General features: G+C 40.4%; 12 protein-coding genes and 1 tRNA gene. 7 read left to right on the top strand and 6 right to left on the bottom strand.

Annotated elements, in window-relative coordinates; all coding sequences use genetic code 11:
- The first annotated feature begins 1 nt into the window (after window position 1).
- Both ABMQ40_RS04640 and ABMQ40_RS04645 read left to right on the top strand, forming a co-directional pair.
- Complete coding sequence (locus ABMQ40_RS04640) at window positions 2-2,533, top strand: YfhO family protein (RefSeq protein ID WP_370897035.1); 2,532 nt, start codon at window positions 2-4, stop codon at window positions 2,531-2,533.
- Between the two features lie 5 nt (window positions 2,534-2,538).
- Window positions 2,539-3,849, top strand: coding sequence for a glycosyltransferase family 4 protein (locus ABMQ40_RS04645; protein WP_370897037.1), 1,311 nt, complete (start codon window positions 2,539-2,541; stop codon window positions 3,847-3,849).
- Here ABMQ40_RS04645 and ABMQ40_RS04650 read toward each other — a convergent pair.
- The gene (locus tag ABMQ40_RS04650; protein WP_370897039.1) at window positions 3,827-4,474 is read right to left on the bottom strand and encodes a hypothetical protein; all 648 of its coding nucleotides are present in this window, start codon (window positions 4,472-4,474) and stop codon (window positions 3,827-3,829) included. The two genes, ABMQ40_RS04645 and ABMQ40_RS04650, sit on opposite strands and share 23 nt — an antisense overlap.
- Before the next feature lie 112 nt (window positions 4,475-4,586).
- Between ABMQ40_RS04650 and ABMQ40_RS04655 the strand changes: the two genes are divergently transcribed.
- Window positions 4,587-5,558 carry a YpdA family putative bacillithiol disulfide reductase gene (locus ABMQ40_RS04655; RefSeq protein ID WP_370897041.1) on the top strand — a complete coding sequence of 324 codons (972 nt, stop codon included), beginning with the start codon at window positions 4,587-4,589 and terminating at the stop codon, window positions 5,556-5,558.
- 3 nt (window positions 5,559-5,561) lie between these two features.
- Here ABMQ40_RS04655 and ABMQ40_RS04660 read toward each other — a convergent pair whose 3' ends face one another.
- The 5 genes from ABMQ40_RS04660 to fbp form a co-directional block, all read right to left on the bottom strand.
- Window positions 5,562-7,592, bottom strand: coding sequence for a TonB-dependent receptor (locus tag ABMQ40_RS04660; RefSeq protein ID WP_370897043.1), 2,031 nt, complete (start codon window positions 7,590-7,592; stop codon window positions 5,562-5,564).
- A gap of 48 nt (window positions 7,593-7,640) precedes the next feature.
- Window positions 7,641-8,807, bottom strand: coding sequence for an MFS transporter (locus tag ABMQ40_RS04665; RefSeq protein WP_370897058.1), 1,167 nt, complete (start codon window positions 8,805-8,807; stop codon window positions 7,641-7,643).
- A gap of 141 nt (window positions 8,808-8,948) precedes the next feature.
- The gene (locus tag ABMQ40_RS04670; protein ID WP_370897045.1) at window positions 8,949-10,622 is read right to left on the bottom strand and encodes a glutamine--tRNA ligase/YqeY domain fusion protein; all 1,674 of its coding nucleotides are present in this window, start codon (window positions 10,620-10,622) and stop codon (window positions 8,949-8,951) included.
- A 480-nt stretch (window positions 10,623-11,102) separates the two neighbouring features.
- Entirely contained in the window at window positions 11,103-12,107 is a 1,005-nt protein-coding gene (locus tag ABMQ40_RS04675) for an o-succinylbenzoate synthase (protein WP_370897047.1), read from the bottom strand.
- Entirely contained in the window at window positions 12,104-13,123 is a 1,020-nt protein-coding gene (fbp, locus tag ABMQ40_RS04680; protein WP_370897049.1) for a class 1 fructose-bisphosphatase, read from the bottom strand. Before fbp ends, ABMQ40_RS04675 begins: the two co-directional genes overlap by 4 nt.
- 323 nt (window positions 13,124-13,446) lie before the next feature.
- Between fbp and ABMQ40_RS04685 the strand changes: the two genes are divergently transcribed.
- The 4 genes from ABMQ40_RS04685 to ABMQ40_RS04700 all read left to right on the top strand — a co-directional run.
- Complete coding sequence (locus ABMQ40_RS04685; protein ID WP_370897051.1) at window positions 13,447-14,685, top strand: aspartate kinase; 1,239 nt, start codon at window positions 13,447-13,449, stop codon at window positions 14,683-14,685.
- Between the two features lie 23 nt (window positions 14,686-14,708).
- Complete coding sequence (locus tag ABMQ40_RS04690) at window positions 14,709-16,550, top strand: bifunctional lysophospholipid acyltransferase family protein/GNAT family N-acetyltransferase (RefSeq protein ID WP_370897053.1); 1,842 nt, start codon at window positions 14,709-14,711, stop codon at window positions 16,548-16,550.
- 103 nt (window positions 16,551-16,653) lie between these two features.
- Window positions 16,654-16,726, top strand: a tRNA-Phe gene (locus tag ABMQ40_RS04695).
- Between the two features lie 660 nt (window positions 16,727-17,386).
- Window positions 17,387-17,884: hypothetical protein (locus tag ABMQ40_RS04700; RefSeq protein WP_370897055.1), on the top strand; the 498-nt coding region annotated here is incomplete at its 3' end.

A 17,884-nucleotide genomic window follows, 5' to 3' on the forward strand; every position in this document is an offset into this window, starting at 1 on the left:
CATGGCGAAAAATAAAAACTTGATTTATATTGCAATTTCATTAATTGTATTTATAGTTTTAGCATTTTTATATTCCACTCCTGTCTTCACGGGAAAACAGCTTTTCCAGCATGATATAGTGCAGTACAGAGGAGGAGCGAAAGAACTCCTGGATTACAGGGCGGATACAGGTAAGGAAACTTACTGGAGTGATTCCATGTTTGGCGGGATGCCTACTTACCAGATGGGCAGTCAGTTTAAGGGAGACATCATCAAAAAATTTGACAGCTACCTGAACTTCCTTCCAAGGCCGGTAAATTATCTGTTCCTTCTTTTTGCCGGATTTTTCTTTTTAGGAATGGTAGCCGTCAGAAACTGGAAGTACGCTTTATTGGGAGCCACATTCTTCGGGCTTTCCACCTACTTTTACATCATTATTGCGGCCGGACACAACGGTAAGGTAAACACTATCGAATATTTTGCTCCGTTGCTGGCAGGTATTCTGCTGGTTTACATCCGGAAAAAATATATCTGGGGATTCATCGTCACTACCCTGTTCATGGGATTGCAGATTGCGGCCAACCACCCGCAGATGACGTATTACCTGTTCCTGGCCTTAGGGTTTTTATTTCTGTCCGAGCTGATCAGGGCAATCCGGAAAAAAACACCTATGAAGCATTTCCTCATTTCTTCGGCAATTATTGCAGCTTCCTGTGTAATCGGTGTGGGGATGAACTCGCAAAGAATCATGGCTAATTCCGAGTATGTGAAGGAAACCGTACGTGGGAAACAAATCCTGAATAATGACAGCCATACCTCCGGAAAATCCGGAATGGATAAAGAAAGTATGCTGATGTGGAGCTACGGGAAATTGGAGACATTAAACCTTTTCATTCCGAGGCTGATGGGTGGCGGAAGCCAGGAGCCGGAAGGAAGGGAAATGATGAACAGAGTCCAGGAACTGGTTCAGGAAAATGTTTCTACACAGGCCGAGATGGACAGGATATCGAAAGGCTTCAGCGGAATGACCTATTGGGGAGATCAGCCGGGGACTTCGGGCCCTGCCTATCAGGGGGCTATCGTCTGTTTCCTGGCAGTTTTAGGATTCTTTTTCGCCTGGAAAAAATACCGTTACTGGATTCTGGGAGCTTCCATTCTCACCATCCTGCTGGCATGGGGAAGCAATTTCATGCCATTATCTGACTTCTTCATTGATTATGTCCCGTTCTACAACAAGTTCAGGGCCCCATCATCCATCCTGGTAGTTGTGGAATTGCTGTTCCCGCTCATCGCTATGATCGGGCTGTACAGGTTCTTCACTGATGAGAAGCTATCTGAAGAATATAAGCAGAAAATTCTTCTGTATGTAAGTGGCAGCACGTTAGGGTTATTATTGATCCTTTTATTATTCGGAAAATCTTTATTGGGCTTTCATACAGAAAATGAAAAACTATACTTCCCTCCTTTCTTACTGGATTATCTCGTTGACGAAAGGTATAAGATGTTCAGAACAGATGCCATTAAGGCTTTTATTTACGTAGCGATAGCAGCTGTGGCCCTGTTCATGGTATTAAAGAAGAAACTGAGCGGGAATATTGCCCTGATCATCATTGGAGTGGTAAGCCTGTTCGATCTGTGGACGGTAAATAAACGTTATCTGAATGATGATAACTATGTAGACAAGATCTTTGCCGAAAACCCTTTCCAGACGGAAAGCTCCGATTTGCTGGCTGAAAAAGTACAGGGGAACCCGAACCTGGAATCTCTTTTGGCTAACGTCAATGTAAACAAAACATTAGAAACCATCGCCGAAAAGGATAAAACTCATTACAGAATCTTCAATAATATTTTAGGAACCTTCAGCGAGACGAATACGTCCTATTTCAAATCTTCCATCGGAGGATATCACGCCGTTAAGCTGAGAAGATACGATGACGTCATCAATGAATATTTCCAGGTAATGGATTCTGTAAAGGTTCCGAATATCCTGAATCTTTTGAACGCAAAATATTGGGTTGTGGGCGGTCCGGAACAGCCTCAGGCTATTCCTAACCCTAAAGCCAACGGAAATGCGTGGCTGGTAAGTGATCTGAAGTTTGTAAATACGCCTGATGAAGAAATCAAATCCATTGGTGTTATTGACAGCAAAAAAACAGCCGTCATTGCAGCCTCAGACCGGTCTTATTTCCATGACAAAAAGGTTCAGGCAGATTCTACGGCATTTATCAATTTAACCAGCTATCAGCCGAATGAGCTGGAGTTTAAATCACAGTCTAAAACCCCACAGCTGGCAGTATTCTCAGAAATTTATTACCCACATGGCTGGAAGGTGTTTATTGATGAAAAGGAAGTTCCGTATATCAAGGCAGATTATTTGCTTCGCGCGGTACATGTGCCGGCAGGAAATCATCATATCAGGATGGTATTTGAGCCTGAAGTCATTGAGAAAGGCAAATGGATATCCTTGCTTTGCTTCGGCCTGTTCATACTGCTGTCTGCTTTCGGTATTTTCCGGATGAACAGGAAGGAGAAAAAAACGGCTGAATCTGCATAAGAGCGATGGAACCCAGAAAGATACTGATCATCACATACTACTGGCCTCCTGCCGGAGGACCCGGTGTTCAAAGGTGGCTGAAATTCGCCAAGTATTTGCCTGACTTCGGATGGGAACCGGTGATCTACACTCCGGAAAACCCAAGCTATCCATTGTTGGATGAAAGCCTGCTGAAGGATGTCCCTGAAAATATAGCAACAGTAAGGACAAAGATCTGGGAGCCTTACCAGCTGGCAGAAAAGCTGAATAAAAGCAATAAAAAATATAAGGCCGGCCAGTTTGATGTAGGTGAAAATCAGAACTGGAAGTCCAGACTTTCTATCTGGATAAGAGGGAATTTTTTCATTCCGGACGCCCGTGTCTTCTGGGTAAGGCCTTCCGTAAGATTTTTAGAACAATATTTAAAGGAGCATAAAATCAATATGGTGGTAACTTCCGGCCCACCTCATTCTCTTCACCTGATCGGGCTGAATCTCAAAAAAAAGCTTCCGGATTTAAAATGGATCGCCGATTTCCGTGATCCATGGACCGAGATCTCTTATTACAAACACCTGAAGCTTACTAAAAGATCAGACAGGAAACATCGCCATTTTGAAAGTGAAGTGTTCAGGAATGCGGACATCACCCTGGCAACCAGCTACACCGATGCTGAGAATTTCCGTAAAAACGGAGCCAATGCCGTTTGTATCACGAATGGGTTCGATGAAAGCGACTCAGGTAACAGAAATCCGCAAAACAATAAAACCTCCAGGTTTACATTAAGCTATATCGGCGTTCTGGAACAGCTCAGAAATCCTGTAACCCTATGGAAAACCCTGGATGAGCTGGTAAGAACCAACCCTGATTTTGCGAAAAACTTCGTACTGAAGTTCGCAGGGCGAATCGATGATAGAATTTCAGACGCCATCAAAAATTCAGGGCTTAAAAATCATGTCCTGAACCTGGGCTATCTGTCTCATGATAAGGCCATTGATGAAATGTACTCTTCAGATATGCTGCTGATCACCAATTTTCCCGATGCCTCTTCAAAAGGAATCATCCCCGGAAAAATTTTCGAATATCTGGCTACCGGAAAGCAGATTATCTCATTCGGGCCTGAAGATGCCGATGTTTCAAGTATCTTATCGGAAACAGGTGCAGGAAAGCACTTTAGCTATGATGATTCCGGGGCAGTTAAGAATTTTATTCTTGAAAAGTACTCGCTCTGGAAAAATGGGAATCTTTCTGAAAACGCCCGGGATATCAGTCAATTTTCAAGAGTAAAGCTTACTGAAAAGCTATCGGACATCCTCATCAGATTGTCCACTGATCATTGATCACTCCTGCCAGATAATACTTTCCCTGAAATTGTTCAAACACAAGGCGAAGCGCTTTCCAATCCATTTCGGCATTGGCTTCGGAACCTTTGATATAGTTCTCGGTAAAATCCGCTCCGGGATAGGCTTCTTTCAGATTGTTCAAGGAGTTTCCCTTTCCCTGAAATCCGTTCAGGGTAAGCCTGCCTGTAATAAAATCTTTTGAATAGACCCATCTTTCAAGATATTGGTCAATGGTTGCTTTATAAAGGTCACCGGAACCATCCAGCGCTCCCCAGGTAAAAATGGTTTTGGCCGGCTGATATTTTTCAAATTCAGCTTTGGAAAAGTGTTTGTCTTCTCTGGCATTCACAAAGGCATACATAGAAAACCGGATTCCTTTTTCGGGATGTATAAATCTTGCCAGCTTTTTATAATCCTTATTTTTTAAAACAGTCAAAATCTCCTTATTGATTTGCGTAAGATTCGCTTCCTTATCCGTTCTCTGCTGCTGTTCCGGAACCGAAATGCTGTCGGCCACGGTCTGAAGGTCTGCTGAATCCGTTTTGTTTTCAACAGGTTTGTTTGGAGCTTTTTTACAGGCAATGACGCATATTGCCAGTAATAAAATGAGTACTTTCTTCATATCTGTGGATTTAATTCTAAAATTCACCAAATCCGGTGCCAGAAATATTTGTCATAGATAAGTTCATTCAGCATAGTAAGCTTCTTTTAGCAGTTTTGGGTAAATTTGCAATATGGAAATCTTGGATATTCTCATCATCGGCGGAGGACCGATAGGACTTAACTGTGCCCTTGAGGCTCAGAAACACGGACTGAATTATCTGGTCATAGAAAAAGGAACCATTGCCAATTCATTATACCATTATCCTTTATATATGAGATTTTTTTCGACCGCTGAAAAGCTCGAGATCGGCGGAATCCCATTCATTTCCACAGCCCCGAAACCGGGAAGGCAGGAGGCTCTGGAATATTATCAGGGAATCGCAAGACAGAAAAAACTCAACATCCATCTTTACGAAAGAGTATTAAAGGTATCCAAAAACGGTGGCCTTTTTGAAGTTTCCACTTCAAAAGCCGGGTATTCCGCCAAAAATGTGGTCATCTCAACAGGATTTTACGACATTCCTAACCTGATGAATATTCCCGGAGAAGGGCTTCCCAAAGTAAAACATTACTATACCGAACCTTATCCTTATGCAGGACAAAAAATAGTAGTGGTAGGCTCCAGCAACTCGGCAGTGGACGCGGCTCTCGAGACTTACAGGAAAGGTGCCGAAGTTACCATGATCATCCGCCATCCGGAGATTTCAAAAAGCGTAAAATATTGGGTAAAGCCGGATATTGAAAACAGGATTGCAGAAGGAAGCATTACGGCTCATTTTAATTCGGAAATTCTTGAAATCAGGGAATATTCGGTGGTCTTTAAAGATGGGAACGGGCAGATTTGTGAAATAGAAAATGATTTCGTTCTGGCCATGACCGGGTATCTTCCCGACTTTGAATTTCTAAAGGATTCCGGCATAGAATTGCAGGGCGACTGCTTAAATCCTGCCTACAACCCTGAGACCATGGAAACGAATGTTAAAAACCTTTACCTTGCCGGCGTAGTTTGTGGCGGAAAAGATACTCATCTGTGGTTTATCGAAAACTCAAGAATCCATGCTGAGATGATTGTGAACGATATTCTTTCCAGACAGAATAACTGATCGTCAGAACTCGGCTTTCACTCCAAAAATAAAATTCCTTCCGGCGGCCGGGTTATAATATCTGTTTCCAAAAGCATTGATATCAAAGCCTGCAACATATTCTGTATTGTACAGATTCTGGATCTGGAAATAGGCATTCAGCACCGCTTTTTCAAACTGTACGGGAAATCTGAGCTGCAGGTTTCCAATAAAGCTGGATTCAGACCATACGGAATTAGCGTCGTTCAAAGGGATCTTTGATGTATAAAAATGGGAATAATCCACGGAAAGCTTTTTGAAGAACGTGAAGTTTAACAGGCTGTTTATTGTTGTTGAAGGTACCCCGGTCAGGTCATTACCCGAAAAATCGTCATCATCCTGTTGGTAATTATCAAACCTGAAATTGTAGAAACTGCCTGAAAACCGGAACCTGAACCGACTGAAAAAAGGGTTTTTAAAATTAAAGCTTCTGGATTCCAGGAGCACCTCAACGCCTTTCTGTACAGTACCTCCCTGGTTGACAAAATATTCCTGCCCTGCTTCATTCTGCCTTCTGACAATGGCATTTTTTAATCTGAAGTCAAAATAGCTGCCTTCTATAAAAACAGAATTACCGAATTGTTTTCTTAAGCCGACCTCCTTGTTCCATCCATATTCAGGAGCAAGATCCCGATTAAATTCCTGATCAGAAGAACGGATTTCTTCATTAGTGGGTGCGGAATTTCCTTTTCCTGCCTTCACTCTTACCGAAAAGCCTTTCCCCAGCAGATACGTAACACCGAAATTCGGCAGCCATTGGTTCCGGAAGTTTATCTTTCCATTTTCAACAGCCGGATAAATTCTTTCCCATCTGTAAGCATTGGAATTCAGGCTGATGGAGATATCCGTGAAGAGCTTTCCGCCGTAATCCAGTTTTTGTGAAAGAAAATAGAAGCCCGAACGGTTTTTCAACCTGTCAAAGTTCTGGGGATTTCCTTCAATACCTCCGTTATTGTCATAATTCTTAACCAGAATATTATTGATCCCTCCTTCAAAACCCAGTCTCCATGCCATTGAAACATTATTCCACATTTTTTCATAGTTAAAATGGGTTCTCAGGGCAAGGTTTTTCTCATACCGGTTTTCAAGATTGGTTATGAACGGATTTTCAAAATCTACATAGGACCCCTGTATTAAAACAAAGTGAGTAAGCTCAGGGTTAATACGGACATCATGGGAAATCCCGGCCAGCACCATTTTATTCCGGATCCCTGCCTTTTGCTCTTTTGCCCCGGGGAGTGAAGCTGTGGCAGGGCGTGCCTGCTTCCGGTCCGCTTCCATCTGCTCCAGGGTAAGACCGCCCGGAGTTTCATAATTCAGATCAGAATACAAAAGCATCGCACGTAACGATGCTTTCGTGGTATATTGAAAGTTATCTTTTACAAAGAACAGTTTTCTTTCAACAGCGGATTGCTCCCGGTAAGAATCAGTATGGTAATAGTTTTGAAAAACTTCAAAAAAATGTTTACCCAGCTGTCTTGAGAAATCAAAGCTTTCACTAAAGGTGCCGTAGCTTCCTGCTGCAAGGCTGGCGGACAGATTTTCAGCCTCTCTTGTCTTCAGAAGGATCGTTCCCCCGGTCACTGCTCCATAATCACCACTTTCAGGGTCTTTATATATCTCCATCCTGTTCACCAGTTCCGGAGAAATCACATTAAAATAGGTGTTTCCAGAAGCATCTGAGACAATAAAATCATCCAGATATACTTTTATATTGCGTACCCCGAAAGGAGACCTCAGGGTGCTCCCGCGAAGCGAAATCCGATAGCTTGCCGGTGACCGTTCTTCCATCCTTGCTCCGGCTACCTGATTCACGGATTCCAGCATCCGTTCCGGAGTATTCAGGCTGAGAAGCTCCTCCGAGACCACCGAAACTGATTTGGCAGATTGCATAAAGGGAGCCGGCTTTCTATAGGCATCGATCTTTATTTCAGAGATTAAGGTAACGGTATCTCTCTTTTGTGAAGAGAAAGTTAAGCTGTAAAAGACCAAAAAAAGGAAACTTATTTTCGTCATCAATACAAAACTAATAAAATTCTTTTTTGTACAGCTAAAATAACCTTATTAAGTTCTGTCTTTCCCGTTCAGCATCCATGGAATGATAAAGTAGAATGCAGCTGCGGTAATGGTTGTGATAACACCGGTTGCTATCCATAGATAATCAAAGCCGAATTTTTCCGCAACCATCGTTCCCAGATAAGGAGTAATGATAAATGCCAGCGAAAACGCCATCCCGTTCAGTCCCATATAAGCTCCTTTATTATTCTTCCCCGAGCGTAATGCTGTAATGGTCGACATAAAGGGTAATGTCCAGATCTCACCGATGCACAGCAAAGTCATGGAGACTACCAGGGTAACGATACTGTAGTCAAAAGCCATCATTGCATAAGAGAATCCACAGATGAAGGTTCCTATCAGCATGGTAAAGGCAAGGCTAAAATACTTTTCAGCCATCTGTACAAAGCCCATTTCCATCAGAACGATGATTATACCGCTATACCCCAGAATAAAACCTATGCTTTGCTGGCTGAGATGTGCCGTATCTTTGTAAAAAATGGTCAGGGTGCTGAACAGCTGGAAAAAGCATATGGAAAACAGCACGCAAAAGAAACAGTAAATTAAAAATTTGGTATCGCGATATGGCGAGCCTTCTTTTTTAACGGACAATACTTCTTCTGCCTTTTTTGTTTTTTCTGCAACCCGCTTATTCCGCTTTCCAAAAAACAGAATATACATCACTCCGGCTACCAGAGCACCGAGTGCATTGCTGAAAAACAGGAACTCGTAGGAAATAGCCGATAAGATCCCTCCCAAAGCCGGCCCGATCGAGAATCCGAGATTAACCGCCATTCTGTTTAATGAAAATGCCCGTGTGATATTTTCAGGTTTGGCATATTTTGTAATGGCCACTGAATTGGCAGGACGAAATGCTTCGCTAATGATACTCTGCAACAGAATGATACCTGCCAGTCCTGCTTCTGTTTTAAAAAGCGGGATCAGACAGAATAAAGGCACACTGAGCAGTAAGCTGAGACTTTGTACACGGTATTCTCCTATTTTGTCGGTAATCATACCGCCAAGCCATGAGCCGATCACGGAACCGATCCCGAAAAAACTCAGAATGATCCCTGAATTTTCAATACTGAAATGCAGATGATCCGTCATGTATACTCCTAAGAACGGAAGTACCATAGATCCGGAACGGTTGATGAGCATTACCAGTGCCAGCATCCAGCTTTCCCTGGACAGCCCCTTAAATGAATTGGTATATATATGTAATAGTTTCACTTGTTTTAATTTATTGGTTGATCCATTAAAAAAACAGGGCCTATGAAATAAGCCCTGTCTTTTATATTGATTATAAAATAGATTTTACTCCGGCTTATAAGAGTCTTTTAACGTTACTGTACGATTGAACACCAAATGATTATCCGTAGAATCCTGATCTTTTGTAAAATATCCGATTCTCTGGAACTGAAGGGGCTCACCTACAGCTACATTTTTCAACCCCGGCTCAGCGAATCCCTGAATGGTTTTCATGGATTCAGGATTGATGAAATTTAAGAAATCTACATCTTTCTCTGCATCAGGCTGTTCCACTGTAAACAGTTTATCATAAATCCTAATTTCCACAGGAATCGCATGTTTTGCAGATACCCAGTGTAAGGTACCTTTTACCTTTCTTAAGCTTTCTTCAGTACCACTTCCTGATCTGCTCTTCTCATCATAAGTAGCATAGATAGTGGTAATCTCCCCATTTTCATCCTTTTCTACTCTTTCAGCTTTAATGATATAGGCAGATTTCAGACGGACCTCACCGCCTAATTTTAGTCTGAAGAATTTATTATTGGCCTCTTCTTTAAAATCCTCACGTTCGATATACAATTCTCTGGAGAACGGAACTTCTCTTGTCCCTGCATCTTCCTGCTCCGGATTATTCTCGGTTTCCAGCCATTCTTCCTTATCTTCCGGGTAATTTTCAATCACCAGCTTCACCGGATCTATCACTGTCATCACCCGTTTGGCAACTTTATTCAGATCTTCCCGGACACAAAATTCCAATAGCTGAAGCTCGATAAGATTTTCTCTTTTCGCCACTCCTACTTTTTCAATAAAGTTCCTGATAGAAGCAGGTGTGAAGCCTTTTCGCCTCATTCCTGAAATCGTAGGCATTCTAGGATCATCCCAGCCGGTCACCACTTTTTCGGCGATCAGCCTTTGGAGCTTTCTTTTAGACGTGATCATATAGGAAACATTCATCCTTGCAAATTCTCTCTGCTTCGGAATTACCTTAGAGCTGTCAGATATCTGTTCCAGATACCAGTTATAAAGCGGCCTGTGGTTTTCAAATTCCAGGGAACACAGGGAATGAGATACCTGTTCCAGGTAATCCGACTCACCGTGTGCCCAATCGTATATAGGATAAATCTTCCATGCAGTTCCTGTTCTGTGGTGTGGTCTTTTTAGGATCCTGTACATTACCGGGTCACGCATATTCATATTCGGAGAGGTCATATCGATTTTTGCACGCAGCGACATGGAGCCTTCCTCAAATTCACCGTTTTTCATCCTTTCAAATAAGTCCAGGGATTCTTCCACAGGGCGATTCCTATATGGAGACTCAATTCCCGGCTCGGTAGGATTTTTCCTTTGCTCAGTAATCACTTCGGACGGTTGCTCATCCACATAAGCTTTTCCTTCTCTGATGAGCTGAACCGCCCACTCATAAAGCTGCTGGAAGTAGTCAGATGCATACAATTCCTTATCCCATTTGAAACCGAGCCATTCCACATCTTTTTTGATGGAATCTACAAATTCCTGCTCTTCTTTTTCAGGATTCGTATCATCGAAACGGAGGTTTACGGGAGCATTGTATTTCTCACCCAGGCCAAAGTTGATACAGATCGCTTTCGTGTGACCTATATGCAGGTAACCATTGGGCTCGGGCGGAAAACGGAAACGGATCTGATCTCTTTTCAGACCGTTAGCCAGATCATCTTCTATGATTTGCTCAATAAAATTGAGTGATTTCTTTTCTTCTTCCATTAAAATTAGCTTTTTACTTTATGCAAAAGTTTCACAAAGTTATGGAAAATTTAGAGTATATAAAAGGGGTAATATGTTCATACGGTATCCTGATCTATATGATCTGCGGACATGTGAAAACAGACAAGTTGGCCATTCCCCGGAAATTTATTCCGCTATTGATGAGACTTTTAAATATCTCATTATCAACAAAACAAAAATAGAGGATATAATTTCCACAATTGTTAAAGAAATCCCAGTTTTTCTTAAATTATAAAAAATTGTATTAAAAATATGAAACATAACACACAATGGCATAAAGATTGCTTATTTCCAATGGTAGAGAATTAAACATGGTTAACCAAAATTTTCAAACATGAAAAAGTTTAAGTTAAAGTTTTCCCATTTCCTGGAAAACATTAAGAAAGCGATCTTCGTAGATAACGAAGTGTAATTAGACTTAAGACTTCACTGGGAAAATGACACTATTTCCAGATTACCTTATGCTTTGAAAAGCAAATGTTCCCCTCTCAGATTCAAGTGATTATGAAAATTATTCGTAAATAAGCCTCCTGTGCCCAGGCCTTGAGGCTTTTTATTATTTTTAGTGAAGGTATATTGGGCTATGGCATTCAGTCCGATGTTGCTTTCCAGTGCGGAGGTTATCCACCAGCCAATATGTTGCTCCTCGGCAAGGGAAATCCATTCATCGGAGCCGGAGAAACCTCCTGCCAGGGCTGGCTTTAAAATAATATACTGCGGATTGATAGTTTCTAAAAGTTCCTTTTTCTTATCAGCATCAATAATGCCTATTAGTTCCTCATCAAGTGCAATAGGTGTGGGCGTACTTTCGCATAATTCCGCCATATCATCAGGATTGCCTGCTTTAATGGGCTGTTCAATGGAGTGGATCTGAAGATCCGCAAGTTGCCGTAAAACTGTTTTAGCTTCTTCCTTGCCAAAGCCTCCATTGGCGTCTACCCGTAATTCAAGTATATCTTTTGAAAACTTTTGTCTTAGTTTCCGGAGTATTTCAAATTCGGATTTCCAATCGACACCTATCTTTAATTTGATGCAGTGAAAACCTTTATCCAGCTTATCCTGTATCTGCTCTTCCATATACTTCACATCCCCCATCCAGATAAGCCCGTTGATAATAATGGGAACACCGCCTCGGGTAAATTCGCTGGGAAAGTAAAGGTTGTCTCCATGTTTTAGATTCAATACCGCCTGCTCATACCCGAACCATATGGACGGAAATTCTTTCAGTTCAGCTTTTATAAACCCGGAATCCTGCCAGATATTATCACACAGCCACTGCAACTTTTCTTCATAGTCGGGCCTGTCATCAAAGCTTAAACCTCTGAAAAGGGCACATTCCCCTACCCCCTTTCTTCCATTTTCCGAAATTTCAAGTATAAAGGTTTCTTTTTGATGCAAAACGCCACGAGATGTTCCTCCCGGGCGCTTGAATTGTAATAAATATCTGAAATATTCTGCTTTCATTCTTTTACACTATCAATCCGCATAAATTCTTCCGCCTTTTCCACCATTTCCGTACTTCCGCAGAAAAAAGGAATCCTCTGATGAAGTTCTGTAGGCTCTACTTCCAGGATTCTCCTGAAACCGTCTGTAGCTTTCCCTCCCGCCTGCTCTGCCAGAAACGCCATCGGGTTGCACTCATACAGCAGTCTCAGCTTTCCGTTCGGTGCCTGTGAGTATGACGGATAAATATAAATACCTCCTTTCAGCACATTTCTGTGGAAATCCGCAACCAGTGAACCGATATATCTTGATGTATACGGTCTGTCACCTTCTTCCATCTGGCAGTACTTGATATAATTTTTAACTCCCTGAGGGAATTTGATATAATTTCCTTCATTGATGGAATAAATTTTACCGTTCGCAGGAAATTTCATATTCGGGTGTGAAAGGTAATATGTTCCCAAAGACGGATCCAGGGTAAAGCCATTTACTCCGTTTCCGGTGGTATACACGATCATGGTGGAAGATCCGTAAATCACATATCCCGCTGCAATCTGGTTGATCCCTTTTTGTAAAAAGTCTTCCAATTGTACCGGAGTTCCCGGCTCGGTCACCCGTCTGTAAATGGAGAAAATGGTTCCCACAGAAACGTTTACATCAATATTTGAAGAACCATCCAAAGGGTCAATAAGCACTACATATTTGCTTAAATGTCCGTTTTCACCACATTTGATATCAATAAAATCATCATTCTCCTCCGAGGCAATACCACAAACCACTTCTCTCTGTGATAATGCCGTGATAAAAATCTCATTGGCAAGCACATCCAGTTTCTGTTGTTCCTCACCCTGCACATTCTGACTGCCTACCTTTCCGGTAATATCTGCAATCCCGGCTTTATTTACTTCTCTGTTTACAACCTTTGAAGCCAACCTTATAGCACTTAGAAGACGCGAAAGCTCCCCTGTAGAATATTGAAAGTCTTCCTGTTTATCAATAATAAATTCTCCTAAAGTCTGCAATGATTGATCTGGCATATTTTTACTTTTTTCGATTTCTCCAAATTTCGGAAAATTTATCACATTAGAAAAAAAATTGTCATAAAACACATTACCTGCTGCTTATCAACACTATACAGGTAAATTACTGAAATATAACCGGGTTATCTAATAAAATTAACCACCGATTTATGGTATCCGGAAATGGTTTTCCAGGAAAAACCTCTGCTTCCCAAACCATTCATATGATCTTATCCCATCATTCTGCCAGGCTATTTCATATATCATTGTAAATTTATAATTTTGACGACCGTAAAAAACTCCAATATTTTTTATCTAACAATTTTATTTTTAACAATTTAATGAAAATTTTCAAGTTTGGTGGGGCATCGGTAAAGGATGCCGAAAGTGTGAAAAACGTAGCTATGGTTTTAAAAAGCCAGGGTTTTTCCAAATGTCTGCTGGTTATTTCAGCTATGGGTAAAACAACTAATGAACTGGAAAAAGTTGTAGAACTTTATTTCAAGAAGGATAACTATCAAACTGAAATTGAAAAGATAAAACAGAAACACATCGAAATTGCCAAAGGATTATTTCCTGAAGATCATGCTGTATTCGCCGAGATCAATCTTTTTTTCGATGATATCGACTCTTTTTTAAGAAGAAATAAGTCTCCTAACTATAATTTCGTTTATGACCAGGTCGTAAGCTGCGGGGAAATGATCTCCACTAAAATCGTAAGCGAATACCTCAATGAGATTCAGTTCTTTAATCAATGGCTGGATGCCAGAGATTATGTAAAAACAGATAATTCTTATAGGGAAGGTGTTGTTAACTGGGCTAAAACGGAAGAATTCATTTCCACTTTAAATTCTGAGATCTGCTATGTGACGCAGGGTTTCATAGGTTCAGATGATAATAATTTTACGGTAACTCTAGGCCGGGAAGGTTCTGATTATTCCGCCGCAATTTTCGCTTATTGCTTAAATGCTGAAGCCGTGACCATCTGGAAAGATGTTCCGGGAGTAATGACCGGTGATCCGAGAAAATTTAAGGATGTAACGCTTCTTTCCAATATTTCTTATGAGGAGGCCATTGAAATGGCCTATTACGGTGCCAGCGTAATTCATCCGAAAACATTACAGCCGCTACAACAAAAGAATATTCCTTTTTATGTAAAATCTTTCGTAGATCCAACAAAAGAGGGAACCAAGGTGGGCGCATCAGAAAAAAATCAGCAGGAGGAATCCTACATCCTAAAAGAGAACCAGACATTGCTGAAAATTTCTACAAGGGACTTCTCCTTTATCGCGGAAGATCATATGAGTTTAATTTTCGGATATTTGTCCAAATATAAAATAAAAGTTTCTTTAATGCAGAATTCTGCAATCTCATTAGCTTTATGCCTGGAGGATAAGTTTAATAAAGCAGATGAGCTAAACGATGAGCTTCAGAAAATTTTTAAAACTGAAATCATTAAAAATGTATCTTTATTCACAGTAAGAAATGCGAAGATGGATCATATTGATAAATTTTACCAGGGAAAGAATGTATTATTGGAGCAAATAGCCAAAAATACACTCCAGATGGTAACACAATAGAAACTAATAGCGACTAAGCACACATGAGTTTAATTTCGAAAAACGATCTGATCAAAGCTTCCGGCTTAAGTAAAATAGGGTTTTTGAAGAACCCCGTAGCATCCGCTATCATGAGCCTTGCTAAAATAAATGAAGTAAACAAACTGTATGATAAACTAAAAGATAAGGAAGGAAAAGACTTTTTCGACTCATTTGTGAGAGAGAGGAACTTAAGCTATATCGCTTTTGAAGAGGATCTGGCAAAAATCCCGAAAACAGGACCATTCATTCTTGTTTCCAATCACCCTCTGGGGGCCATTGACGGAATTCTGATGTGTAAGATCCTTACAGAGGTACGTCCGGATTTTAAGGTAATGGGAAATTTTCTCCTGGAAAAAATAAGGCCCATGGAGCCGTATGTGATTTCCGTAAATCCTTTTGAAAGCAGAAAAGAGGTATACAGCAGTTCCTCAGGAATGCGCGAAACGTTAAAACACCTGCAGAACGGGGGCTGTGTAGGGATTTTCCCGGCAGGCGAAGTTTCCAATAAAAATAATCCTTATAGCGAAATTTTAGATAAAGAGTGGGAAAAGCCCGCCCTTAAGCTTATCCGGATGGCCAAGGTTCCGGTGGTTCCCATGTATTTCCATGCCAAAAACAGCCGTCTTTTTTACCAGGTGGCCAAACTCCATCCGAACTTACAGACCCTGATGCTGCCGGCTGAAATGATGAATGAAAGGGAAAAGCCCATCCGTATAAGGATCGGCAGGCCCATTACCGTAAAGACCATGGATGAAATGGAAACCATTGAAGAGCTGGGAGAGTTTCTGAAGCGTAAGGTGTACATGATGAAGTCTTATTATGAAAAGAGGAAATCTCTTGCCCAGGTTATCAATCTTCAGAATCTATCCGTAAAGTTTCCCCTGCTTAAGGAGGAAAACATCGTTCAGAACATCATTGATGAAACTCCGAAAGAGGATATCCTTAAAGACATCAGCAAGCTGAAAGGAACGGATAAAATGCTTTTCAGCAACGGAAATTACGAGGTATATTTCACCAATTATGAGGAAATACCTTCCATCATGAGGGAAATCGGCCGCCAAAGGGAACTCACGTTCCGTGCAGTAGGTGAAGGGAGCAATCTTCCCTTTGATCTCGATGAATATGACAAGCATTACCATCATCTTTTCCTTTGGGACAATACCGCCGAAAAACTGGTGGGCGCCTACAGAATGGCCCTGGGCAAGGAAGTGATGAAGAGATTCGGTATTAAAGGGTTTTACACCAGTTCCCTATTTGAATTTGAGCAGGACATCCATCCTTTTTTTAAGAAGGTCATTGAAATGGGAAGGGCTTATATCTGCCAGGAATACCAGCAAAAGCCGCTTCCACTTTTTCTTTTATGGAGAGGTATTGTACATGTCTGCCTGAGAAACCCTGATCATAAATTCCTGATGGGTGGTGTAAGTATTTCCAATAAGTTTTCCGAATTTTCAAAATCTCTGATGATCGAATTTATGCGTTCCAATTATTTCGATTCAGCGGTTGCCCAATACATTACCCCTAAAAATGAGTACAAGGTAAAGCTTCGTGACAGGGATAAAAACATATTCTTTGAGGAGATGGAATCCGACCTTAATAAGCTGGATAAGATCATTGATGACCTGGAGCCCGAGCTGAGATTACCGGTTCTGATCAAAAAATACATTAAGCAAAATGCAAAAGTGATTGCCTTCAATGTTGATCCCAACTTCAATGATGCCATCGACGGATTGATGTATATCAGGATCAGCGATCTTCCTGAAAACACCATCAAGCCTGTATTGGAGGAAATGAGCGAGCAGATAAGGAAGGAACAGGAAAATAACACAGCTGAAAATCAGTAGGTTTTTATTTTAATCAGAAAAAAGTGTTGTTAATACTTGCTTCATATGCGAAAACTTACTACTTTTGCAACACTTTAAAACAACGAAGTACAAACTAAATAATGGTTTCTTAGCTCAGTTGGTAGAGCAATGGACTGAAAATCCATGTGTCCCTGGTTCGATTCCTGGAGAAACCACAAGAAATTGGATGATTTCTAACAAAACCCCTCAAATTGTATGATTTGAGGGGTTTTTATTTTGGTTAGTATATCAAAATACGCCATATTCTCTCAAAGTAAAGGTGATCTTTTCGGTGACCCAAGCATTTAGACTTTTTCAGGTAACCGAATTTCTTCGAAAGTTCCATCTTAAGGCTGTTCAATAATTGGTGTAAAGCAAAACAATTTGCAAGCTTCTGCTTATTTACGATTACAGTCAATGGGAGGTGTCAGAATTCTGCCAAATTCAGTTATATAGCTTATAAGACTATGAAAAAGGTAATATGCCGAATTTTGACATCTCTATAAATACTTTTGCAACCACTCAATTGAAGTGCTATAAAGACAAAGGAGAGATCTTGTAGCTAATTATTAAATATATCTTTTCATAGTGAATTAAAAAGAGTATTTTTGCAGAAATTTTAAACTACACATTTAACATACTATGATGAAACAAAATTATTCCTGTCAGCCTTATTGGCTTCCGCATATTACTTTGCGCAACCCTGGCATCTTTACCAAAAACCTGAAAAGTCCAACGGATATTGAATAGAGCTTGTCTTTAAAAACCAATAATACAGAAAGATGAGAATCTTTGCTGGTATTAACCAATAATAATTATTCCAATTTTAATCAGTCATGAATTCAATAAAAAACAACTATAATATTTATCTCGCTATTTTATTATCATTTATGGGGATTTTATATTTTTGTTCAATAGCTAAAGACCCTAGTCTTGGGGATAGTTTAGCCTTTACAGTACAGGGGTATAGAGGATTTGAATTTTCGTCCAATGCAACCAACCATATACTATTTTCTAATTTCTTATCATTGCTACATAAAATATTTCCTTTTATAAATGTACATTTCCTTTTTGTAGGAGTATCTATTTTATCAGGAATATTGACATTATTTTATTTGAATAAATTACTAAATCTGTTAGGTATTTCTCCAAAATCCTCTTTCATATGTGTAATGGTTTTAGGGTTTTCATTTACGTTTTGGAGACAGGCAATAATAACAGAAGTTTATACATTTTATATGTTATTTTCCATTTTGTTTTTACTTAACCTATTTAAGTTTGAACTTGCAACTATTTTTGAGACAAAATTTATATACTCTTTATGCTACATTTTT

This window comes from Chryseobacterium gossypii, from assembly GCF_041361455.1.
Lineage (GTDB): Bacteria > Bacteroidota > Bacteroidia > Flavobacteriales > Weeksellaceae > Chryseobacterium > Chryseobacterium gossypii.